Annotated in this window: 20 protein-coding genes; 7 read left to right on the plus strand and 13 right to left on the minus strand. The window is 67.5% G+C overall.

Features of this window, described 5'->3' with window-relative positions; genetic code table 11:
- Position 1: 1 nt before the first annotated feature.
- Complete coding sequence (locus tag BLU04_RS15440) at positions 2 to 2332, minus strand: right-handed parallel beta-helix repeat-containing protein (protein WP_157895410.1); 2331 nt, start codon at positions 2330 to 2332, stop codon at positions 2 to 4.
- A 195-nt stretch (positions 2333 to 2527) separates the two neighbouring features.
- Here BLU04_RS15440 and BLU04_RS15445 point away from each other — a divergent pair, with 195 nt between their 5' ends.
- The 6 genes from BLU04_RS15445 (at position 2528) to BLU04_RS15470 (ending at position 10444) form a co-directional block, all read left to right on the plus strand.
- Positions 2528 to 4369 (plus strand): hypothetical protein, encoded by a 1842-nt coding sequence (locus tag BLU04_RS15445; protein ID WP_093288040.1) that lies wholly within the window; start codon positions 2528 to 2530, stop codon positions 4367 to 4369.
- 79 nt (positions 4370 to 4448) lie between these two features.
- The gene (locus tag BLU04_RS15450) at positions 4449 to 5003 is read left to right on the plus strand and encodes a cupin domain-containing protein (RefSeq protein WP_162274705.1); all 555 of its coding nucleotides are present in this window, start codon (positions 4449 to 4451) and stop codon (positions 5001 to 5003) included.
- Between the two features lie 15 nt (positions 5004 to 5018).
- Positions 5019 to 7022, plus strand: coding sequence for an acetoacetate--CoA ligase (locus BLU04_RS15455; RefSeq protein WP_093288045.1), 2004 nt, complete (start codon positions 5019 to 5021; stop codon positions 7020 to 7022).
- A 13-nt stretch (positions 7023 to 7035) separates the two neighbouring features.
- Complete coding sequence (locus BLU04_RS15460) at positions 7036 to 8214, plus strand: acetyl-CoA C-acetyltransferase (protein ID WP_093288047.1); 1179 nt, start codon at positions 7036 to 7038, stop codon at positions 8212 to 8214.
- Positions 8215 to 8231: 17 nt separating this feature from the next.
- Complete coding sequence (locus BLU04_RS15465; RefSeq protein ID WP_093288050.1) at positions 8232 to 9011, plus strand: 3-hydroxybutyrate dehydrogenase; 780 nt, start codon at positions 8232 to 8234, stop codon at positions 9009 to 9011.
- Between the two features lie 29 nt (positions 9012 to 9040).
- Positions 9041 to 10444 carry a GntP family permease gene (locus tag BLU04_RS15470; RefSeq protein WP_093288054.1) on the plus strand — a complete coding sequence of 468 codons (1404 nt, stop codon included), beginning with the start codon at positions 9041 to 9043 and terminating at the stop codon, positions 10442 to 10444.
- Positions 10445 to 10457: 13 nt separating this feature from the next.
- Here BLU04_RS15470 and BLU04_RS15475 read toward each other — a convergent pair whose 3' ends face one another.
- Positions 10458 to 10868 carry a hypothetical protein gene (locus tag BLU04_RS15475; protein WP_093288056.1) on the minus strand — a complete coding sequence of 137 codons (411 nt, stop codon included), beginning with the start codon at positions 10866 to 10868 and terminating at the stop codon, positions 10458 to 10460.
- An 18-nt stretch (positions 10869 to 10886) separates the two neighbouring features.
- Here BLU04_RS15475 and BLU04_RS15480 point away from each other — a divergent pair, with 18 nt between their 5' ends.
- Complete coding sequence (locus tag BLU04_RS15480; protein ID WP_093288058.1) at positions 10887 to 11066, plus strand: hypothetical protein; 180 nt, start codon at positions 10887 to 10889, stop codon at positions 11064 to 11066.
- On the opposite strand, the gene hisA is transcribed toward BLU04_RS15480, so the two are convergent.
- The 11 genes from hisA to BLU04_RS15535 all read right to left on the minus strand — a co-directional run bounded on the left by hisA (position 11044) and on the right by BLU04_RS15535 (position 21808).
- Positions 11044 to 11754: a 1-(5-phosphoribosyl)-5-[(5-phosphoribosylamino)methylideneamino]imidazole-4-carboxamide isomerase gene (hisA, locus tag BLU04_RS15485; RefSeq protein WP_093288061.1), complete on the minus strand. Its 711-nt coding sequence runs from the start codon at positions 11752 to 11754 to the stop codon at positions 11044 to 11046. The two genes, BLU04_RS15480 and hisA, sit on opposite strands and share 23 nt — an antisense overlap.
- Before the next feature lie 28 nt (positions 11755 to 11782).
- A complete protein-coding gene (gene hisH / locus BLU04_RS15490) occupies positions 11783 to 12391 on the minus strand; it encodes an imidazole glycerol phosphate synthase subunit HisH (protein WP_093288063.1) in 609 nt (202 codons plus the stop codon).
- 24 nt (positions 12392 to 12415) lie between these two features.
- Positions 12416 to 13696 carry an acyltransferase gene (locus tag BLU04_RS15495; protein ID WP_093288066.1) on the minus strand — a complete coding sequence of 427 codons (1281 nt, stop codon included), beginning with the start codon at positions 13694 to 13696 and terminating at the stop codon, positions 12416 to 12418.
- A 19-nt stretch (positions 13697 to 13715) separates the two neighbouring features.
- Positions 13716 to 14348: an imidazoleglycerol-phosphate dehydratase HisB gene (hisB, locus tag BLU04_RS15500; RefSeq protein ID WP_093288069.1), complete on the minus strand. Its 633-nt coding sequence runs from the start codon at positions 14346 to 14348 to the stop codon at positions 13716 to 13718.
- A gap of 72 nt (positions 14349 to 14420) precedes the next feature.
- Positions 14421 to 14936 (minus strand): hypothetical protein, encoded by a 516-nt coding sequence (locus BLU04_RS15505; protein WP_093288071.1) that lies wholly within the window; start codon positions 14934 to 14936, stop codon positions 14421 to 14423.
- 30 nt (positions 14937 to 14966) lie between these two features.
- The gene (gene hisD, locus BLU04_RS15510) at positions 14967 to 16265 is read right to left on the minus strand and encodes a histidinol dehydrogenase (protein ID WP_093288074.1); all 1299 of its coding nucleotides are present in this window, start codon (positions 16263 to 16265) and stop codon (positions 14967 to 14969) included.
- Positions 16266 to 16331: 66 nt separating this feature from the next.
- A complete protein-coding gene (gene guaA, locus BLU04_RS15515) occupies positions 16332 to 17870 on the minus strand; it encodes a glutamine-hydrolyzing GMP synthase (RefSeq protein ID WP_093288077.1) in 1539 nt (512 codons plus the stop codon).
- 40 nt (positions 17871 to 17910) lie between these two features.
- Entirely contained in the window at positions 17911 to 19092 is a 1182-nt protein-coding gene (locus BLU04_RS15520) for a GuaB3 family IMP dehydrogenase-related protein (RefSeq protein WP_093288079.1), read from the minus strand.
- A 301-nt stretch (positions 19093 to 19393) separates the two neighbouring features.
- A complete protein-coding gene (locus BLU04_RS15525) occupies positions 19394 to 20320 on the minus strand; it encodes a hypothetical protein (RefSeq protein ID WP_093288082.1) in 927 nt (308 codons plus the stop codon).
- Positions 20307 to 20903, minus strand: a complete 597-nt coding sequence (locus BLU04_RS15530; RefSeq protein ID WP_093288084.1) for a biopolymer transporter ExbD — start codon at positions 20901 to 20903, stop codon at positions 20307 to 20309. Before BLU04_RS15530 ends, BLU04_RS15525 begins: the two co-directional genes overlap by 14 nt.
- Complete coding sequence (locus BLU04_RS15535; RefSeq protein ID WP_093288087.1) at positions 20900 to 21808, minus strand: MotA/TolQ/ExbB proton channel family protein; 909 nt, start codon at positions 21806 to 21808, stop codon at positions 20900 to 20902. Before BLU04_RS15535 ends, BLU04_RS15530 begins: the two co-directional genes overlap by 4 nt.
- Positions 21809 to 21829: the final 21 nt, after the last annotated feature.

The raw sequence follows: 21829 nt of genomic DNA on the forward strand, positions 1-21829 counted from the left end.
GTCAGCGGGCGCCGGAGTCGGTTCCGGGATCGAGCTGGGAGACCGTCCCCGGATCGTAGACGAGGCCTCCGCCCGAGAGCGCCCCGAGCGCGTCGGCCCATTTGTTGCCCCCCAGCAGGACGGAGGAAGCCCGGTTCAGCAGGATCGCCCCCGTGCGGCGCATCGGGTTCGGAAACGGATCGGCCACCTCGACCTGGTTCGCACGGACGATCAGGTTGGAGACGTTGCATAGGGAGACGACGGGGCCGGGGCTGTTCACGAAACGGTTCCGCTCGATCGTGATGCCGTCGTAGAGCGTCGCCGTCGTCGGGCCCCAGGGAATCCGGGTGTTGGAGTAGATGGTCGCGCCGCCGTAACGCTCCTGCTGGTTGCTGTTCTCGAAGACGTTGCCTTCGATCCGGATGTTCGAAGCCCCCCTCCCCTCGGTCCAAAGAGGCTGGATAATCTCGGACTCGAGGTCGATCGGCGTGCTGTAGACGCTCAGGAAGCGGCAGTCGGAGATCGTGGCCCCCTGGGCCGAGAGAAGGATGCCGCGCCCGTTCGAATACTCGATCGTGCAGCCGGAGATGCCGACGTTCCGGGTGCCGAACCGCCCGTTTCGCACGATGCTCAACGGGGTGAGCCCCTCCGGCAGCGGTGCCGTGAACTGGACGACCGTCGGCTGGTCAACGGCCTTGTTGTCCGACGAAACCTTGGCCACCTGACGGCTGACGGGAGCCGTGCCGCCGCCGAGCTGCGAGAAATCGGCGTTGAAGAAATCGACCGGATCCCCTTCCTTCAGGCGAAGCTGGTACGAGGGGCAGTGGAGCAGCGTCAGCTTCGTCGGGTCGGCGGGATCGAGGACCATCTCCCCCTGGTAGGCCTCGTCATGGATGTTCATCGCGTCGTCGCCCGTCCCGGTGATGCTGCAGTTCTCCACCAGGAAGTCGCCGACCGACTGGTCGACGTGGATGCCGTCGGCCGCCGTGGTCAGGGGAGTCCGGGAGCCGGGCTTCCTCGCGATCCGGCACTTCAAGAGAGTGAAACGGTGCATGTCCCCCGCGAAGAACCAGCCCATCCCCGGGATCGAGAAGATATCGACAGAGTTGAACATCAGGTCATGGCAATCGGAGACCTTGAACCCGGCCATCTCGTAGTAAAGGTGCCGGATGCAGTAGGTCGCCCCCTCCGTGAGCGCCGCCGGGGAGGGGAAGACGGCATGGAGGACGTTGTCGGCGCTCCCCGGCGTGACGACGGCGGCCTTCGCCATGTGGATGATGTTCGGATCGTTCCGCATCAGGTGGACGGGATCCATCGGCATGATGCTCCGCCAGGGAGTGGCCATCGCGAGCTTCGTGGCCGCCGCATCGAGATCGGGGAAGGTGAAGTCGCACTGCAGCTTATCCGCCGAGAGATTGGAGACGACGCCGAGGCTCGCGATCGGCGTCGTCGCCCAATCCCAGTCGATGGCGAAATTCCTCATCTCAACCCGGTTGCACCGGCTGAGCTGGAAGGCCGGCCCGTCCTTCGACAGCCTTTCGACGATGAACGTCGAGCCCTGACCGTCGACGACGACGTCGTTCAACGAGTCGAAGGAGATGCTCGCCACCGAGGAGAGCCGGTAGATGCCGGTGGGAATGAGAAGCTTGGTCCCGGCCTGGGCGCGGCAATCCTTGGCGGCCTTCTGCAATGCCGCGGCATTGGTGACGGCCACGGAGGGATCGGCCCCCGGCGCATCGGCGACGAACGCGTAGGCGGGAGGCGCCACGGTGATCACCTTCCCCGTCAACGCGGGAGGGGCGAGCGTGAAGGGAGTGAAGCCGCTCGCCCCGCCGGGCGAGACCGACGGAGCCGGGGGCGGCGGCAACGCCGACACATAAGAGCTCTTGCCGTCCGAGGTGAGCCCGGCATAGACGACGAGACTCTCGATGTTGAGCGCCCCCCTCTTGGAGATGCCGACGTGGAGCCTCCAGGTCCCCGAGGCGATGTCCTTCAGGTCGAGGGGGACGGCGATGGTCCGCGTCGCCCCGGGCAGGCCGATCCACGTCTGCCAGATGTCGTACTGGTTCCCCGCCGAATTCCGGGCGAAGAGATAGAACGAGAGGGGATAAGTCGTGGGTGTCTCGACGCTGAAGGTGAGAACCGCGGTGTACTGGTTGCCCCCCTTCAGGCCCGCTCCCGTCACCACGATATGATTATAGGGATTCTGCTCGCTGTGGGGCGTCACCGCGATGCGGGCCCCGATCGTCCCGTCGGGATTGGTGATCGGGGCGGCGATGAATTGGGCGTGGTTGTACTTCTCCAGCCACGCGCTGGCGTCCCAACGGTAGACGACAGCCGGAGGTTCGGCCATCGCCCCTGACGCCAGGAGAAGAAGGATCAAACCCGCCGCCATGCCCCCGGGCAAACCGCCGAAACGAGACACGCCACGGCATCCCGAAAAAAAGACCTCGCAAAATCTCATCCGGATGTGAAACTGACTTAATACGGCGAATATGTCAATGACATCGATTGAAATGATCCACCTCATCAGATAACGACTTTCCCCATGAGCACCCCCGCATCACAGCCCGCCTTCGATTGGAAAGGATGGGAACATCCTCCGGCCGATTTCTCCCTCTGTCCATTCTGGTTTTGGAACGACGCCCTGGACGAGCAGGAAATCGTCCGCCAGATCGCCGACTTCCAGGCCCACGGCGTCGAGGCGTTCCTCATCCATCCCCGCATCGGCCTGCCCCGCGAGGTCGGCTGGCTCGGCGAACGGATGTTCTCCTTCATGCGCGTCGCGCTGGAGGAGGCGAAACGACGGGGAATGTGGGTCATGCTCTACGACGAGGGGATGTATCCGAGCGGCTCGGCCAGCGGCCAGGTCGTGGCGCGGAATCCGGCATTCCGGACGCGCGGCCTGCTCTGCTCGGCGGCCGGGGGCGGCGAGAGGGAAGGCCGCGCGGTCGCCGTGGCGGCCCGCCGCTCGGGCGAGAAGGTCGTGATCCGGGAGGCTTATCTCGACGCCGTGGTGCGGGGCCTCCACTACGTGGGCGACGAAGACGCGCCCGCCCCCGGCGAGGAGGAGCCGCCCGCCGCCGACCTCCTCAATCCCGACGCGGTCCGCTGCTTCATCGAGGTCGTCTACGACCGCTTCCATGCCGAACTGGGGGAATACTTCGGCAACACGATCAAGGCGATCTTCACCGACGAACCCCATCCGCTGAGCCGCTGCCGCACCCAGGATGCGAAGCCGGGAAGCGGGGAATTCCTCGAATGGCTCGGGAAGCGCCTCGGGCGGGACTTCACCCCCCATCTGCCCGCGCTCTGGTTCAACGACGAGCCCGACGCCGCGCTCCACCGCCGGGAATATGCGGAGGCCGTCGCCGCCCGGATGGACGAGACCTATTACCTCCCCCTCTCCCGGTGGTGCGCCGCCCGCGGCATCGCCCTCACCGGTCATCCGGCCGAGCCGGACGACCTGGGACACCTGCGCCACCTCCACATCCCCGGCCAAGACATCGTCTGGCGCCACGTGGAACCCAATAAGCCGAGCGCCCTCGAAGGCGCCCCCTCGACCATGGCGAAGGCGGCGGCCTCGGCGGCGTTCCACGGGGAGCGTCCGCGCAATCTCAACGAATTCGCCGGCGCGTACGGGGAGAACCTGACTTTCACCGAGCTACGCTGGCTCGCCTCCTGGCTGCTCATCCGGGGCTGCGATCTGCTGGTGCCCCACGCCTTCTACTATTCGATGCGGGGGCCGCGCCGCCACGAACGCCCGCCCGACGTGGGCCCGAACAGCGCGTGGTGGGCCGATTACCGGCCCTGGGCCGATGCCATGCGGCGGCTCTGCTGGCTCAACGCCGTCTCGGAGCCCGTCTGCCACGTCGCCATCCTGGGCCGGGCGACGGAACTGCCCTGGCGCGCCGCGCGGGCCTGCTTCGAGCGGCAGATCGATTTCCACTACGTCGAACCGGGCGATCTCGCGTCGGCCCGAGTCGAAAACGGGGAGCTTTGCGTCGGCCCCGGCCGCTACCGGGCGCTCCTCGTCGAGGAAGGCTACCAAGACATCCCCCTCTCCGCCGGAACCCCGAAGCTCGCCTGGCCGGGCGCGGACGGGGATGAGATACTGAAGGGACTTTCCCCGGTGATCGCACTCGATTCCCCCGCCCCCTCCCTTCGGGCGCGGCATATCCGCATCGGCGACCTCCACTGCTTCCTCCTTTTCAACGAGGGTGAGGAAGAAATCGCCCGAAGGACGACGTTCCCGATCGGCGGAGGCGTGATCCGGCTCGATCCCCTGACCGGCAAGAGAGAGCCCTGGAACCCCCAAGGGACCCTGCGCCTGCCGCCCCATGGCTGGGCGATCTTCGTCGTCGATCCCCAAACGGAGCCGTCGTCCTGAGGAGACCAGTTCCCGAAGACGAGAGGACTTCTCGCTTTTGCAGTTGCCGATCGTTTCTTTTGGCGATACACCGTATCCCATGGATGAACACATGGTCGGGAAGAACATCCGCGCCCTCCGCCTCGCCTCGAAGGCGAGCCTGACCGAGGTGGCCGCCCGCGCCGGGATCACGAAGAGCACGCTTTCCAAGATCGAGACCGGCCAGACCTCCTCCCCCATCTCGACCCTCGTCTCGATCGCGACGGCGATGGGCGTCCGCCTCGCCGAGTTCTTCCGCGAGGCCGAGGAGCCGTCCCGGCACACCCTCACCCGCAAGGGGAAAGGGAAGATCGCCGTCCGCGACGGCAGCCGCTTCGGCTACACCTACGAGGCGCTGGCGATCGGCTTCCCGAACAAGCCGGTCGAGCCCTTCCTCCTGACGATCTCCCCCGGCGACAAGGAGGGCAACTTCCGCCACGGCGGCCACGAATTCATCTACCTGCTCTCGGGCGACATCGAGATCACCCTCGACGGGGAACCCTTCGAGCTCCACGCCGGGGACTCCCTCTACTTCGATCCGACCCAGGATCACGCCCTCCGGCTCCTCAACAAGAAGCCCGCCCGCTTCCTCTGCTTCTTCATTGAAACGCCCTGACCGGGAAACCCCTCCATGTCCGCCCCCCTCACCCTCTGGACGCCCCGTCCCGACACCGTCGCCCGCACCAACCTGACCCGCTACCTCGCGTGGCTCGAGTCGAGGCACGGCCTCCGCTTCGCCGATTACGCCGCGCTGTGGCGATGGTCGACGGAGCAGCCCGACGCCTTCTGGACGTCGATCGCCGCCTTCTTCGACGTCCGCTTCCACCAAGCCGCCCCCTGCGCCCTCGCCCCCGGGAGCGAGACGACGATGCCCGGTACCCCGTGGTTCCCCGGCGCGACACTGAATTACGCCGAACACGCCCTGCGGCAGGCCGGGACCGGGACCGGATTGGACGAGGCCCTCGTCTTCGAGGAGGAGGGGGGACGGCGGGAGACCGTCACGCGCGCCGCGTTGCGCCTCCGGGTCGCCCGGATGGCGGCGGCCCTCCGCCGCCGGGGCGTGCGGAAGGGCGATTGCGTCGCGGGCTATCTGGGGAACACCCCCGAAACCGTCGTCGCCTTCCTCGCCGCGGCGAGCCTCGGGGCCATCTGGTCGAACTGCCCGGCGGAGATGAGCAGCCGGGGCGTCCTGGAACGGCTGACGCAGATCGCGCCGCGCGTCCTCTTCGCCTCGCCCGGCTACCGCTACGGCGGGAAACGGCACGACCGGCGTGCCGTGGTCGAGGAGATCGCCGCCGGCCTGCCGACGCTCCGCCATCTCGTCGTCCTCTCCGACGAGGCCGGAGCGCCGCCGCTCCAAGTCCCCGCCCATGTCGCCGTCGGGCATTGGGAAACGGCGCTGGCCGCCGAGGCGGAGGCCGAGCCGTTCTTCGAGCCCGTGCCGTTCGATCACCCGCTCTGGATCCTCTACTCCTCGGGGACCACGGGGAAGCCGAAGGCGATCGTCCACGGCCACGGCGGCATCCTCCTCGAACACCTGAAGGCCCTCGCCCTCCACCTCGACCTCCGCGCCGGGGACCGCTTCTTCTGGTACACCACCTCGGGCTGGATGATGTGGAACTTCCTCGTCTCCGGCCTCCTCCTTCCCGGCGTCGCGATCGTCCTCTACGACGGGAGCCCGAAGTATCCCGACTTCCACGCGCTCTGGGAACTCGTCGAGCGGCAGGGCGTCAGTTATTTCGGGGCCAGCGCCCCCTACTTCATGGCCTGCCTGAAGGAGGGCCTGGAGCCGGGCAAGAAGTTCGCCCTCGCCCCGTTGCGGGGAATCGGCTCGACCGGGGCGCCGTTGCCCCCGGAGGGCTTCGCCTGGATCTACGAGCACGTGAAGCGGGACATCGTCCTCGGCTCGGCCAGCGGCGGGACCGATGTCTGCTCCGCCTTCATCCTCTCGAACCCCCATCTCCCCGTCGTCGCCGGGAAGCTCCAATGCCTCGCCCTCGGGGCGAAGATCGAGGCGTGGACCGACGAGCGCCAATCCCTCTTCGGGAAGGTCGGCGAGCTGGTCCTCACCGCCCCCTATCCTTCCATGCCCGTCTGCTTCTGGGGCGACGCCGATGGGAGCCGCCTGCGCGGCAGCTACTTCGAGAAATTCCCCGGCGTCTGGAGCCACGGGGACTGGATCGAGATCGACGCCGTCGGCGGCCCCTGCGTCATCCACGGCCGCTCCGACGCCACGCTGAACCGCGGGGGCGTCCGCATGGGGACCGCCGAGTTCTATTCCATCGTCGAGGATTGCGAGGAGGTCGACGAGGCGCTCGCCGTCGACACGGGCGGCCTCGGCCGGGCCGACCTCCTCCTCCTCTTCGTCGTCCTCCGCCCCGGATGCGAGCTCGACGACGCGCTCCGCGACCGCCTCAACCGGCGCCTCCGCGCCGAGGTCTCCCCCCGGCACGTCCCCGACGCCATCCACCGCGTCGCGGCGATCCCCCACACCCTCAACGGCAAGAAACTCGAGGTCCCCGTGAAGCGGATCCTCACCGGGACGCCCCCAGACCAGGCCGTCAATCTCGGCACCGTGGCGAATCCCGAGGCCCTCCCGTTCTTCATCGATTTCGCCGCCACCCTCTCGCTCTAAAGATACCTCTCCCATGCACGACATCGTCATCGCCTCCGCCGCCCGCACCCCCATCGGCCGCCTCGGGGGCGCGCTCGCCTCCCTGCCCGCCCACCGCCTCGGCCAGGCCGCCATCGCCGAGGCGCTGCGCCGCGCCGGGGTCGCGCCGGAGGAAGTCTCCGAGGTGATCCTCGGCCAGGTCCTCACGGCCGGCGCGGGCCAGAACCCCGCCCGCCAGGCCGCCGTCGCCGCCGGCATCCCGTTCGCGGCAACGGCCATGGGCGTCAGCCAGGTCTGCGGCTCCGGCCTCCGCGCCGTCGCCCTCGGCTTCCAGGCCCTGCGGCTGGAGGAGGCCGAGATCGTCGTCGCGGGCGGCCAGGAAAGCATGAGTTTCGCCCCCCACTGCGCCCCCCTCCGCGCGGGCGTGAAGCTCGGCGACGTCCCCTTCGTCGACACCATGATCCGGGACGGCCTCTGGGACGCCTTCCACCACTACCACATGGGCCAGACGGCGGAAAACATCGCACAGCAATGGAAGATCGGACGCGAGGAACAGGACACCTTCGCCCTCGCCTCGCAGCGCAAAGCCACCGCAGCCCAGGCAGAAGGGCGCTTCGCCGCCGAGATCACTCCCGTCACTGTGCCGGGTCGAAAAGGAGAAACCGTCGTCACGCAAGATGAAGAGATTCGCCCCGAGACCACTCCCGAGGCCCTGACCAAACTCCGCCCCGCCTTCCTGAAAGAGGGAGGAACCGTCACGGCAGGCAACGCCAGCAGCCTCAACGACGGCGCGGCCGCCCTCGTCCTGATGCGGGGCGACCTCGCCGCCCGCCGGGGCATCTCCCCCCTCGCCCGGATCGTCTCCTGGGCCACGGCGGGGGTCGATCCGGCGATCATGGGGATCGGGCCCGTCGAGGCCGTCCGCCGGGCCCTGGCCCGGGCCGGATGGAAGCTCGACGAGGTCGACCTCATCGAGGCGAACGAGGCCTTCGCCGTCCAGAGCTGCGCCGTCGGGCGCGAGCTCGGCTGGGACCCCGCGCGGGTCAACGTCAACGGAGGGGCCATCGCCCTCGGCCATCCCATCGGGGCCTCGGGCGCGCGCGTCCTCGTCACCCTCCTCCACGAGATGGAGCGGAGGAACGCCCGGCGCGGCCTAGCGACCCTCTGCATCGGCGGCGGCATGGGCATCGCCCTCTGCGTCGAACGTCCCTGATCCCTTTATATTTCTTTATGGAACGCCCCCTGATCGGCAAGACCGCGCTGGTGACCGGATCGACCAGCGGCCTGGGCCGCACCCTCGCCGAGGCCCTCGCGGCGGCGGGCTCCCACGTCATCCTCACCGGCTTCGGCGAGGCCTCCGAAATCGAGGCGCTGCGGGCCGGACTCGAAACAGCGCACGGCGTCCGCGCCCGCTATATCGCCGCCGACCTCACCGCCCCCGCCGACATCGTCCGCCTCATGGCCGAAGCGGGAGCGATCGACATCCTCGTCAACAACGCGGGCATGCAGTTCGTCTCCCCCCTTGAATCGTTCCCCGGGGAGAAATGGGACGCCATCCTCGCCCTCAACCTCTCCGCCGCCTTCCACACGACCAAGGCCGCCCTCCCCGCCATGCGCGCCCGGAAGTGGGGCCGGATCGTCAACATCGCCTCGGCCCACGGCCTCGTCGCCTCCCCGTTCAAGGCGGCCTACGTCGCCTCGAAGCACGGCCTCGTCGGCCTGACGAAGACGACCGCCCTCGAGACCGCCCGCGACGGCGTCACCTGCAACGCCCTCTGCCCCGGCTTCATCCACACCGCCATCGTCGAGGGACAGATCGAGGAACAGTCCCGGGCCACCGGGATCCCGCGGGAACGGGTCGTCGAGGAGATCATCCTCGCGAAGCACGCGACGAAGGAATTCGTCCGGGCCGACCAGGTCGCCGCCTTCGTCCTCTTCCTCTGCTCCGAGGCCGGGGCCTCGACCACCGGCTCCGCCCTCCCGATCGACGGCGGCTGGACGGCGGCCTGATCCGCACGCCCATCGCATCCCCACCCTCCATGAGCGTCCTCATCGTCCTTGCCGCGCTGGTGTTCCTCATGGTCGTCGCCTATCGCGGCTACAGCGTCATCCTCTTCGCCCCCGTCGCGGCGCTGGGGGCCGTCCTCCTCACCGATCCCGCCCTCGTCGCCCCGATGTTCACCGGCCTCTTCATGGAAAAGATGGTCGGGTTCGTGAAGCTCTACTTCCCCGTCTTCCTCCTCGGCGCGGTCTTCGGCAAGGTCATCGAATTGTCGGGATTCTCCAAGGCGATCGTCGCCTCGGTCATCCGGGTGATCGGGGCGCGGCGGGCAATGCTCTCCATCGTCCTGGTCTGCGCGATCCTGACCTACGGCGGCGTCTCCCTCTTCGTCGTCGTCTTCGCCGTCTACCCCTTCGCCGCCGAGATGTTCCGGCAGGGCGGCATCCCGAAGCGGCTGATCCCCGGCACCATCGCCCTGGGGGCCTTCACCTTCACGATGGACGCGCTCCCCGGCACGCCGCAGATCCAGAACCTCATCCCGACCGCCTTCTTCCGGACCACCATCTACGCCGCCCCCTGGCTCGGCCTGATCGGCGGCGGCGTCATCCTGGCCGCGGGGCTCGGATACCTCGAATGGCGCCGCCGCGCCGCCGCCGCCGCCGGGGAGGGATACGGCATCGAGGCCGACCTCCTCAACGAGCCCGAGCCCTTCGACCGCCGGGCCATCCCCCATCCCCTCCTCGCCCTCCTTCCGCTCCTCCTCGTCGGGATCATGAACAAGGCCTTCACCGTCGCCATTCCCCGCGTCTACGGCGCCTCCTACTCGTTCGACTCGACCGTCGTCGGCAAGGCCGTTCCCGTCGTCCAGGAGATCCCGAAGATCGCCGCCATCTGGGCCGTCGAGGGAGCCCTCCTGATCGGCATCGCGAGCGTCCTCGTCCTGGCCTGGAAGCCGGTGACCCGCCGCTTCGCCGAGGGGGCGAAGTCGGCCGTTTCCGGAGCCCTCCTCGCCTCGATGAACACCGCCTCCGAATACGGATTCGGGGCCGTCATCGCCGCCCTCCCCGGGTTCCTCGTCGTCGCCCAGGGCCTGAAGGCGATCCCCCATCCGCTGGTCAACGAGGCCGTCACCGTCACCACCCTCGCCGGGATGACCGGCTCAGCCTCCGGCGGCCTCGGCATCGCCCTCGCCGCCCTCTCCGAGACCCTGATCGCGAATGCCCAGTCGGCGGGCATCCCCCTCGAGGTCTTCCACCGCATCGCGGCGATGGCGAGCGGCGGCATGGACACCCTGCCGCACAACGGCGCCGTCATCACCCTCCTCGCCGTCACCGGCCTCACCCACCGCGTCGCCTACCGGGACATCTTCGCCCTCACCCTGATCAAGACGACGGCCGTCTTCGTCGTCATCGCCGTCTACGTCGTGACCGGCCTCCATTGATCGGCGCGGGCGGCTATTTTTTCGCGGCCCGCCCCTTGGCGGCGGGCTTCCCCGCCTTCTTCCTCGGACGGGCCTTCCGCGCCGGGCGATGCTTCGCCTTCAGGTAGGCCGCCTTCCGTTCCGGCGTCCAGAACTCCATGTCGGTCGTCTGCTCCAGCAGGGCGTCGATCTCGCCGAGGTCGATCAGCCACTTGCACGGCGTCGGCCTCTCGACGGTCTTCAGGAAATCGGCAATGATGTAATTATGGATCGTCTGCACCGAGATTCCCTTCAGCTTCGCCGCATAGGAGATCGGCACCATCTTGCGCGGGCGCTTCGGCACCAGCTTGTACTCGCCGCCGCCGACCGGCATGCAGTCGTAGAAGGCGAAGTTGAACTTCCCGCCCGCCTCGCTCCCCGGCCTCGATCCCGGTCCCGAAGCCAACCCTTGAGCCCGGAGCCGATGAAAGAGACCTTCCTCCTCAGCCCCGCCTCGTGGACGGCGCTCCTGAAATTCCTCGCCCGGGCCGACCTCAAGGGACACGAGGTCCCCGAGTTCTCCCGCTTGCTGCAGGAATTGGAGCGGGAGCGGAAGCGCGTCGCGGCTTACGCCGCGGCAGCTACAGAATCTCGCCCAGCGTGACCTTGCCGTCGTAGAGCGCCTTGCCGACGATGGCGCCGTAGAGGCTCGGGATCTCGCGCAGCTTGCGGATGTGGTCGACGGTCCCGATGCCGCCCGAGGCGATGACGGGGACCTTCACGGCGGCGAGGAGATCGTTGAGGGCGGGGTAATTCGGCCCGGTGAACATCCCGTCGGTCGAGATGTCGGTGTAGATGATGAGGCCGACCCCGGCGGCTTCGAGCTTCCGCGCGAGGGGAATCGCGTCGTGCTCCGATTTCTCAGTCCAGCCCTTCACGGCGACCTTGCCGTCCTTCGCGTCGATCCCGGCGGCGATCTTCGCCCCGCCGAAACGGGCGACGACTTTCTCGACGAACGCGATCGACTCGCACGCCTTCGTGCCGAGAATCACGCGGGTCACCCCGGTGTCGAGGGCGGCGGCGATCGTCTCCTCGTCGCGGAGGCCCCCGCCGAGCTCGACGGGGACGTTCCCCATCGCGGCGACGATCTTGCGGACATGGTCGAGATTGGCGGGCCGCCCGGTGAACGCCCCGTCGAGGTCGACGACGTGGAGCGCCTCGGCACCCTGATCCTTCCACGACTTCGCGAAGGCGGCGGGATCGTCGCCGTAGACGGTGCGGGCTTCCTTGCGGCCCTGTTCGAGGCGGACGACTTGACCTTCGAGGAGGTCGATGGCGGGGAAGATGATCATGGCGGGAGGGAGTGGAAAAAGGACGGGATTACGAGGCGAGCTTGGCGAAGTTGGAGAGGAGCTTCAGTCCGACGCGCTGGCTCTTCTCCGGGTGGAACTGGGTGGCGAAGAGGTTCCCCTTGCCCACGGCGCTGGCGAAGGAGAGACCGTATTCGGTCGTCATCGCGACGATCCCGGGATCTTCGGGGGCAGGATAGAAACTGTGGACGAAATAGACGTGGTCCCCGGTGACGACCCCTTCGGTGAAGAGCGAGGGGCGGACGATGGTGACCTCGTTCCAGCCCATCTGGGGGACCTTCAGGTCGGTCTTCGGGAAGCGGACGACTTTCCCCTTGAAGACGCCGAGGCCTTCGATGTCGGGGCCTTCCTCGCTTCCCTCGAAGAGCATCTGGTAGCCGAGGCAGATGCCGAAGAACGGCTTGTCCGCCGCGATCCATTCCTTGATCGGCTCCCAGAGGCCGGTCGCGCGGAGGTTCCCGACGCAGTCGGTGAAGGCCCCGACGCCGGGGAGGACGAGGCCGGTGAGGCCGTCGAGGCCCGAGGTGCCGGTGATGAAACGGGTCTTCGCCCCGACCGATTCGAGCGCCTTCTCGACGCTGCGCAGGTTCCCCATCCCGTAATCAATAATGCCGATCATCTTAGTCTCGATCCTCAGTCTGCTTCACGTTGTTTTACCAGATTGAACCCAACCACGCAGCAAGAGAGTGTCAACCTTTTCCCCCACGTCCCGGCTGAGCCGGAGCGTCGGCTTCTCCACGTAAAGATAGCCCAACCAGGCTACCAGGAGCGCGGAGAGCAAAAAGAACGGGAAAACGGCCAGGGCCGTGACCGTCCCGCCCGGCAGGAGAGGGCGGAGCTCCAGGTAGCCTCCGGCCCCGACGAGGAAAAGAACCGGGGCATGGGTCAGATAGAGCGGGAAGGAGATCTTCCCGAGGAAGCCGAAGCGATTCAATACGGCCTGCATCCGGGAGGAAGCCAATGCGACGCTGACCAAGAGAACCGCCCCGATTCCCCGCCAGAAGAGGGCCGCATCGATCGGAGGGAAGAAATGGGGGATGGAGAAGAACCGGCCCAGGTCGAAGAGGAGGAAGCGATAACCCGCGCCCGGATCGGCGGTCGAGGGGAAGGAGAGAAGATAAAGGGCGAGAACGAAGAGCGCGATCCGCCGCGCCGCATGGCCGAAGAGCGGGAGCGACGCAAAACGGCAGGAGCGGGAAGCAAGGCCGAGCCACGTCCCCACCAGCATGAAGAAGACGCTGTAGCCGAACCACGCCACCGTCAGGAGCCCCAGGAAAAGCATCCCCGCCCGGGCGGAGCGGCGGAAGAGGAGCATGACGGCGAGGATCATGACCGAGCCGAAGAACTCGGTCGGCATCGTCCAGAGGACGCCGCCGAGGTATTGGTGGGGATCGTCGCGCTTGAAGAAGGCGTTGAAGAAGGCCTCGCGCAGGAGTTCCCCGACGCCCAGGTGGGGGATGACCCGGTCGGTCCCTCCCTGGTAGGGCGAGTGCGATTGGGCGAGGATCGTCCCGGCGAAGTCGAGATTCAGCGCGATCAGGAGCCAACCGAAGAGGCAGGCGCAGAAGACAACCCCGGCCAGCCGGACATAGCGCCGCGCCAACGCCCCGAGGAAGGTCGGCGCTCCGTAAAAGGCGGAGACTAGGACGTAGCCGCTGAGGACGAAGAAGACCTCGACCATCCCGCTCCCCTGATAGAGGAGATTGAACGGGGTGACGGCGATCCCCGGCTCGAACCCGAGCCGGGAGGTCGCCGCCGTCCCCTCGATCAACCCCCAATCGAAGAGGCAAAAAAAGTGGTGGAACACCACCACGACGGCAGCGATGCCGCGCAGGGCATCGAGGTAGACCATGCGCCCCCCGGCTCCGGAGCCCGCTCCCTTTTCCTTCGGCAAGGGCGAAGGCAGGGGCTCGGGAACATTCATGGCCGTCCGGGAAACGGAATCAGAGCGTACCCTTGGTGCTGGGGACACCCTTCACGCGGGGATCACGGGACATCGCGACGTCGAGGGCCTTGGCCAGCCCCTTGAAGACGCCCTCGATGAGGTGGTGGACTTCCGAGGTGTAGAGGACCTCGACATGGAGAGTGAGGCCCGCGTGCTGGGCGAGGCCGCGGAGGAATTCCTCGGTGAGCTGCGCGGGGAAATCGCCCGCCTTGAGGCGGATGAGGGGGGCGTTCTTCGGCACCTTGAAGACGACGAGGGGGCGGCCGCTGAAATCGAGGGCGACGCGGACGAGGGTCTCGTCCATCGGGAGGTAGAAGAAGCCGTAGCGGCGGATGCCGGAGCGATCGCCCAGCGCCTTGTTGATCGCCTGGCCGAGGGCGATGCCGGTGTCCTCGACAGTGTGATGGAAGTCGACCTCGATGTCGCCCTTCACGTGGAGGTCGAGGTCGATCACGGCATGCTTCGCCAGGAGCGTCAGCATGTGGTCGAAGAACGGGACGCCGGTGGAAATCTTCGATTTACCCGAGCCGTCGAGGTCGAGGGAGAGGCGGATGTCGGTCTCGGCTGTCTTCCGGGTGAGGGAAGCGCGGCGGGACGGCTTGGAAGGACGGGCGGGGGCTTTCTTGCTCATGGACGGGAGGAGACTAAGCGCCCCTCAGACTCTTTGCAATCACAGGCCATGAAACGACGATCTTAACCGACATCATTTCCCCACTAACGGATCGGACATAAAATGAAGCCGTGAGAACTTCTTAAAATCCTCTTCCTTAAAGCCAAGCAAGATCATGATTTGCCGCACATTGAATGGAATGCTTTCAATAGGGAAATGTCTTGAAAGTATCGCATCCCCCTCTCGAACCCGTACCGCAATGATCTGATTGGAAGAGATCGGCATAACCTTGGACTGATCGAGGGCCTTGAGCAACTTGAGACATTCCGCAGCCTTATTACTGCTGTCTAACTCAGGACCCTTGCCGCCTTGAACTGCCCAATCCCATATAAATCGAGTGAACCCAACATTTTCCTTCGACATCCAAAAAACATAGATCGTGTACCCCGCCTCAGTCGCCCCCTTGTCATCAACGGCAAAGCTGACTTCAACAAGATTGGTTGCTGTCACCAGAGTAGAACGAGCCGGGTCTTCCCATAAAAAACGGGGCTCATCGGCCAGCACGCCATTACAGCCGAAACAAAGGATAAGGAAGTAGACGAACTTCATCGTGGTCACATCACCACCTTATTCGCGCAATCACTTCCGAATCTCGGCGGAGCGGGCGTGGGCCTCGAGCTGTTCCAGGCGGGCGAGGGCGGCGATGAGGGGGGCAGCTTTGCGGATCGCGGCCTTGCTGTATTCGATGTGGCTGACCCGCTTGTAGAACTGGTCGATGGTCAATCCGGCGAACGACTTGCCCGCGCCGCCGGTCGGCAGGGTGTGGCTGGGGCCGGAGAGGTAATCGCCTGCAGCGACGGGGGAGTTCTCCCCGATGAAGACGGCCCCGGCGTTCCGGATCTTCGGCGCGAGGGCGGCGGCCTTCTTGACGAAGAGGGAGAGATGCTCAGGCGCATAAGCCTCCGCGAGGGCGACGGCCTCGGCGAGGGTCTGGGTGCGGACGAAGAGGGCGTTCCGCGCCAGGACGGCATCGAGGAAGTTCCGCCGAGGGAGGAGCGGGAGCTGCCGTTCGATCGCCGCCACCACGCCGGAGAGGAGCTTGTCCGAGGGGGTGAAGAAGACGATGCGGCTGTGGGAGCCGTGCTCGGCCTGGGCAAGGAGGTCGGCGGCGATGAAGTCGGCGCGGGCCGGCTCCTCCGCGACGACGGCGATCTCGCTCGGTCCCGGGAGGAGGTCGACGGCGACGGCGCCGATGACCTGCCGCTTCGCCTCGACGACGAAGCCGTTGCCGGGGCCGAAGATCTTCTCGACGCGGGCGATGGTCTTCGTCCCGTAGGCGAGGGCGGCGATGGCGTGGGCTCCGCCGACCTGGTAGATCTCCGTCGCGCCCGAGGCGCGGAGGGCGTAGTGGAGGTGCTTGTTCACCGGGGGCGGCGTGCAGACGACGATCTCCTTCACCCCGGCCGCCTTGGCGATGCCGACGGTCATGAGGGCGGTGGAGACGAGGGGGGCGGTGCCGCCGGGGACGTAGATGCCGACGCGCTGGAAGGGATGGTAGACCTCGCCGACGCGGGCCCCTTCCTGGTTGCGGAGGGTCCGGTTCTTCGGGATGCCGCCCTTGGAGAAGGCGACGATGTTCTTCAGCGAGTAGGCGCAGAGGCGGACGACCTCGGCGGAGACCTTCGGGGCGGGACCGGAAAGGCGGAGGGTGCGCGGGGTGAGGACGACGTTGTCGAACTTCCGCGTCAGGTTGACGAGGCCCGCGTCGCCCTCGGCGCGGATGCGGCCGATGATCTCGGCGACGGCGAGGGAGAGGCTCCGCTCGGGCTCGGCGAAGCGGTTCAGGGAGCGGAGCTCCGAGGCGTCCTTCGGGTTGCGCGTGTCGAGGAGGCGGAAGGGAATCGCGTCGATTCCGGTTCCGATGCGGGCTTTGCTCATGGGTTCCTTCCTGGGTGCTTCACTGGACAAGACAAGCCCGTCGGGAGATCGGGCGGGGACGCCGCCCTACTCCCATTCGATCGTGGCGGGCGGCTTGGAGGAAATGTCGTAGGCGACGCGGTTCACGCCGCGGACCTCGTTGATGATCCGGCTCGAGATCCGGCCGAGGAGGTCGTGGGGCAGGTGGACCCAGTTCGCGGTCATCCCGTCCTGGCTCTGGACGACACGGACGACGACGGTGTAGTCGTAGGTCCGCTCGTCGCCCATGACGCCGACGCTGCGGCAGGGAAGGAGGACGGCGAAGGCCTGCCAGACCTTCTCGTACCAGCCGCTCGACTTCATCTCCTGGATGACGATGGCGTCGGCCTCTCGGAGAATGTCGAGGTTCCGCTTCTCGATGGGGGCGAGGCAGCGGACGCCGAGGCCGGGGCCGGGGAAGGGATGGCGCCAGACGATCTCCTTCGGGAGGCCGAGCTTGTCGCCGACTTCGCGGACCTCGTCCTTGAAGAGCTGCCGGAGCGGCTCGACGAGCTTGAACTTCATGTCCTTCGGGAGGCCGCCGACGTTGTGGTGGCTCTTGATGAGGGCGGCGGGGTTGCCCGCGATGGCGACGCTCTCGATGACGTCGGGGTAGAGGGTCCCCTGGGCGAGGAACTTCGCCTGGCCGACCTTTTTCTTGGCCTGCTCGAAGACGCGGATGAACTCGCCGCCGATGATCTTCCGCTTTTTCTCGGGATCGGTGACCCCCTTGAGCTTCCGGAGGAAGACCGCCGAGGCGTCGACGGTGTGGAGCTTCAGCTTCAGGTGCTTGCCGAAGACTTCCTCGACCTTGGCGCGCTCGCCCTTCCGGAGGAGGCCGTTGTCGACGAAGATGCATTCGAGCTGCTTGCCGATCGCCTTGTGGATGAGGGCGGCGGCGACGGAGGAATCGACCCCGCCGGAGAGGCCGAGGATGACCTTCTCCTTGCCGACGGTCTTGCGGATCTCGGCGCAGGTCTGGTCGATGAAGGAGACCATGGTCCAGTCGGGCTTCGCCTTGGCGACCTTCAGGACGAAGTTCGAGATGATCTTCTGCCCCTTCGGCGTGTGGACGACCTCGGGGTGGAACTGGATGCCGTAGAGGTTCCTCTTTGCGTCGCCGATGGCGGCCTGGGGCGCGTTCGCGGTCTTGGCGAAGGTGACGAAGCCCTTGGGGAGCTTCGTGAGGTGGTCGCCGTGGCTGTTCCAGACGGCGATCTTCTTCGGCAATCCGGCGAAGAGGGCGCAGGGCTTCACGACCTCGATCTCGCCGTGGCCGTACTCGCGCCGGTCGCTCTTCTCGACCTCGCCGCCGAGGAACTTCCCCATCAGCTGGAGGCCGTAGCAGATGCCGAGGATCGGGATGCCGAGCTCGAAGATCCGGGCGTCGGGCAGGGGCGCGCCCTTGCCGTAGACGCTGGAGGGGCCGCCGGAGAGGATGATCCCGGCGGGCCGCAGCGAGGCGACGACCGAGGCCGGCGTGTCGAACCGCACGATGTCCGAGTAGACGTGGAGCTCCCGGATACGCCGGGCGATGAGCTGGGTGTATTGGGAGCCGAAGTCGAGGATCAGAATGCGGGTCGACATGACGGGTGGGGCGCGGAGGTTAGGAGAGGACGGGAGCCAATTACTTGGTGCCCATGCCGACCGACTGAACCATCTGGAAGAGCTTGCCCTCGGACTTGATCGAGGGGGCGATGATGATCTCGGTTTCCTGGAATTCGCGGATCGTGGCGGCGCCGACGTTGCCCATGCAGGTGGCGATCGCGCCGACCAGGTTCTGGGAGCCGTCGTCGACCGTCGCGGGGCCGAAGAGGATCTGCTTCACCGAGCCGGTGACGCCGACCTGGACGCGGGTGCCGCGGGGGAGGTTCGCGTGGGGCGTCGCCATGCCCCAATGGTTGCCGCGGCCGGGGGCTTCCTCGGCGCGGGCGAAGGCGGAGCCGACCATGACGGCGTCGGAGCCGGCCGCGAGGGCCTTGCAGACGTCGCCGCCCTTCGACATGCCGCCGTCGGTGATGATCGGGACGTAGCGGCCGGTCTTCTTGTGGTAGGCGTCGCGGGCCGCCGCGGAATCGACGGTCGCCGTGACCTGGGGAACCCCGAGGCCGAGGACGCCGCGCGAGGTGCAGGCCGCGCCCGGGCCGACGCCGATGAGGACGCCGGAGACGCCGTGCTGCATGAGCTCGAGGACGACGTTGTAGGTCACCGCATTGCCGATGATGACGGGGGCCTTCATGTTCTTGCAGAACCCGGCGAGGTCGAGGGACTTGTACTCCGTCGAGACGTGGCGGACGGTGCTGACCGTCGACTGGACGACGAAGACGTCGGCCCCGGCCTCCTGGGCGATCGCGCCGTAGCGGTCGGCCTTCTGGGGGATCGAGGAGACGGCGGCGAGGACGCCCGCGTCCTTCAGTTCCTTGATGCGGCGGGAGATGAGCTCCTCCTTGATGGGGGCGAGGTAGAGCTTCTGGATGAGCTCGGTGACGTTCGCCTTGTCGGCCTTGACGATTTCGTCGAGGACCTCGCGGGGGTTCTCGTAGCGGGTCTGGATGCCTTCGAGGTTGATGACGCCGAGGCCGCCGAGCTTGCCCATCTCGATGCAGAAGCGGACGTCGGTGACGCCGTCCATCGCGCTGGCGATGATCGGGATCTTCAGCTTGATCGGGGCCGCGCCGTGGGGGCGGGGGATCTCGAAGGAGGTGTCGACCTCGTTCGGGTTGATCGTGACTTCTCCGGGGACCAAGGCGATTTCGTCGAAACCGTAGGTGACGCGGGCTTTTCTATTGCGGCCAATCCACATTCCCATAGTAGTAAATAGTTTAAGAGTTGGGGTTCGTTGCTGCTGTCGCGTTGCTATTTTTTAGAGGCCTCGGACGTCGGCAGACGTTCCAAACGATGCGTCTCCTGCACTGCCCCGCAATGGGGACAACGGACCCGCAACAGGGGTTCCGCAAGGAGAATTGGCGCACCGCAGCAGCCGCACGCGAGGGGGGAGAACCCTGCTTTTTCCGAACGACGCTTTTGCCATCCAGAAAACAACCATGCGAGGGAAACGACTGCAAGAAAAACCGCAACGTAGACAAAAAAAACGGAGCTGAGAAAGAGCGTCACGGCGTTTTCTCCGTTCCGGCGGAAGGAGTTGCGCCACCTCCCGATGCGTTTGCTGCGGCCGCGCCGCCCTTGGGGACGAAGCGCCAATAGACGGTGGCGTTCCCCCACGCGAGGGGGGCCGGAGCGTCGCCGGAAACGGGGGCGAAGCGGAGGCGGCGGGCCGAAAGGACCGCCGTGAGGTCGGTCTCCGAATTGCCGCAGCTTTCCTCGACGAGGACGTGGGAGACCTTCCCCTCCCCGTCGACGGCGAGGCGGAGGACGGTGACCCCGGCCTCGGGGAGGAGGTCCGAGGTGACGCCGGGGAGGACCCACTTCGCCGGGGCGCGGGAGGCGAAGGCCCCGTCCCAGCGGACCGAGGTCCCCGGGGCGGCGGGGGTGAAGGGGGAGAAGTTGTAGCGGAAGACCTGCTTCGGCCCGGCGACGGCGAGGGCGTCGGCCGCCCGCTGCGCGAGGGGAGGCAGGGTGTCGGGCAGGAGGCGGACGTCGGGCTCGAGGGCGACGAGCGCCTGGGGGGCCGACGGCGTCGGGCCCCCGCCCCATCCGGGCTTCTCCCCGGCCCCGGCGGCGGTCGCGTCGGTCTCCCCGGAGGGATGGTAGCGCGCGGACCCTCCCCGGGCCTCCTCGGGGAGGGTCGTGACGTCGGGCGGGAAGACGACGAGGCTCGGGTCGTCGATCCGGCTCCAGAATCCGATGTCGGCGACGGTCGGCATGCGGGAGCCGCCGGGCGCGGGGGAATAGATCATCAGGCGCTGCCGGGAGGGGCTGATGACGGGGGACGACTCGGGATAGGCGACGCGGAGGGCGAGGAAGCCCGCCCCGTGGAGGACGAGCACGAGGAGGATCAGGATCCCCAACCGCCGCCGCTCTTCGGGAACGGCCTCCAGGGCCTCGCCGAGGAAGTGGAAATGTTTAGGGTCCCACATTGGAGTTGGAAGCCGGGGCGGCACCTCCCCCCTTGGGCGCCTGGGAGGACGAGCCCCCGGCAGAGGCTCCCGCCCCCCCCGCGGGCGGCTGCGCGGCGAGGATCACGGCCCATTTCCGGGCCATGGCGAGGTTCATGACGTCGACGAGGAGGCCGTTCGGCACGGAGTGGTCGGCACGGATGAGGAGGGTCCGGCTTTCCATCCCCCGGGCTCCGCCGACGGCGTCGAGCCGGGCGGGGAGGTCGGCAAGGGTGAGGGCCTCGTCGTTGAAGAAGAGGAGCGCCTCGCCCGGCCCCATCAGCCCGGTCGCGGGGTCCCGCTTGTCGGGCCCGGCCAGGAGGGTGAGGATCGAACTCTGCGCCGGGGCGCCCATGACGAAGGGGCTGCGGGGGAGGTCGACCTTGATGCCGGGCTGGAGGACGAAGGCCGAGCCGAGGGCGAAGAAGATGAAGAGGAGGAGGATGACGTTGAGCAGCGGCGCGGCATCGACCGGGCCCCGCGCGTAGGCGTAGCGGCGCGGCAGGCGGAGCCCCGCGGAGGGGCTCGCATTGGAATTGGAATTCGCGCCCGGGCCGAGGCTCATGTCTGGATCGGGGTGACGCCGCCCGAGTTCGGAGGGAGGGGCACCGGCACGGTATCGGCGGGAGGGAAGGAAGCGGGGGCCGGGGCCGAGGCCGAATAGGAAGGAGCCTGGGGCGTGAAGGAGGCCGCCACGGGGGCGATGGCGGCGAGCGGGGCCGGCTCGGGCGGGACGCCGCCGCCCCGGATATTCACGCTCGTCAGGACGTGGATCGTCTCGATGCCCGCCCGCTCCATGTCGCCGAGGATGGTGTTCATCCGGGAGACGAGGAAGTTATAGGCGGCGTAGGAGGGGATGGCGACGGCGAGGCCCGCAGCGGCGGTGATGAGGGCCGTCCAGACCCCGGAGGCGAGCTCCCCGACCGAGGTGCTGCCGCCCGCGCGGCCGATCTCGATGAAGGCGTCGATCATCCCGGTGACGGTCCCGAGGAGGCCGAGGAGGGGCGCGATCTGGCCGATCCCGGCGAGGACGCCGAGGTGGGTCTCCAGGCGGGGCTGCTGGAGGAGGGCGACCTCGCGGACGACCTCGCGCAGCTCGGTCGGCGGGAGTTCCCGGGCGAGGATCGCCTGCCGCACGACGCGGGAGACGGGGCCGTAGCCCTCCTCGCACCGCTCCAGCGCCTCGCGGTGGAGGCCCCGGCGGAGGAGGTTCGCGATGCCGGAGAGGAACTCCGGGACGGCGATGCGGCAGCGGCGGTAATAGAGGAAGCGTTCGGCGAAGATCGCCGCTGTGACGACGCTGCATGCGAGGATCGGCCACATCAGCGGCCCGCCCTGCTGCATCACGGCGAAGAGGCCGAGGGTCTCCCCGCTGGTGAGGGAGAGGGGGAGGCCCGAGGTGGCACCGTCGCCGGGGGCGGCGGCGGCAGCCTGGGAGAGGAAGAGCGTGGTAGCGGCGAAGAAAGTCATGGAATCAAGGGACGATGGGGA

This window comes from Verrucomicrobium sp. GAS474, from assembly GCF_900105685.1.
GTDB lineage: Bacteria > Verrucomicrobiota > Verrucomicrobiia > Methylacidiphilales > GAS474 > GAS474.